Source organism: Neisseria sp. P0021.S007 (assembly GCF_051956855.1).
Genome location: NZ_JBQCXA010000108.1, coordinates 1 through 1,174, shown reverse-complemented (window position 1 = coordinate 1,174; position 1,174 = coordinate 1). Strand labels below are relative to the sequence as shown.

General features: G+C 47.2%; 1 protein-coding gene. It reads right to left on the bottom strand.

From position 1 onward, the window contains the following. A partial coding sequence (locus tag ACTHUR_RS11495) for a type II secretion system F family protein (protein WP_440398656.1) occupies positions 1 to 962 on the bottom strand: 962 nt, incomplete at its 3' end. Between the last annotated feature and the right edge of the window lie 212 nt (positions 963 to 1,174).

Sequence of the window (1,174 nt, the reverse complement as noted above, 5' to 3'; positions counted from 1 at the left end):
GCACGGATGTCTTGAGTAGCTTCTTCATAGAGAATATTGCCGGATGCGCCTGCAACTGAATCTAATACTTCCACCAAAGGAACGCCGGCTGCGAAGAGGGTGGAAGTCGTACGCGCCCAACGGGCAATGGTCGCTTTTCGGACAATGGTACCAAAAACAGGCAGTCTCAAAATCAGAGCATCGATTCGTTTTTGGAAGGTAGGCGATTTTTCATGGAGTTTGTACAGGCCGAAGGCGGAAACAATCAAAAGGATGATCATAATCCAGCCGTAATCGACGAATAAATCAGACAAGCTCATGACGAGTTGGGTAAGGCCTGGCAGCTCTGCACCCATATTGGCATAAACTTCTTTAAAGGCTGGCAGTACAAACATCATCATGATGAAGATAAGCGCGATGGCCACCACGATAATGGCAATCGGGTAGGTCAGCGCGGTTTTAACCTTTTTCTTAATGGCTTGGGTTTTTTCTTTATAGACAGCCAGTTTGTCCAATAGGCTTTCCAGTACGCCGCCGGACTCGCCTGCGCTGACCAGATTGCAATAGAAACGGTCGAAATATTTTGGATATTTAGAGAACGATTTACCCAATGCGCTACCTTGTTCGACATCGGAGCGAACCTGCATCAGCATTTCGGTCATGCTCGGATTGGAGTGGCCGCGTGCAACGATTTCAAATGCCTGCATCAGCGGTAAGCCTGCCTTCATCATTGTTGCCAGTTGGCGGGTGAACACAGTAATGTCTTCTTGGGTAATACGGCGTTTGCGTGCGGTTTTGACTTTGCTGATACGCAAAGGGCGAATGCCTCTGCGTTGGAGTTTTTTGCGTGCTTCTTCTTCGTCTTTGGCAACTACTTCACCACGAACAAGACGTTCGGTCTCGATGTTTTTTCCTTCAAATGTAAAACGCTTGCCTTTGCTTCTTGAGCCGAACAGACTTCTTTTTTGCTCTGCTTGAGCCATGAGTTATCCCTTGTTAGTAAGAAATAAAGCGGACTGTTTCCCCGTGCCGCTTTATTTTAATTTTCGAAAATATGGCAGTTTAGTCATTGGTATGGGCAGTCACTTCTTCCAACGAAGTCAGGCCCTGCATGACTTTCATGAGACCGGCTCGACGCAAGTCTACCATGCCTTCCTGATAGGCCATGTTCATGATATCAACTTCTGTACCGTTG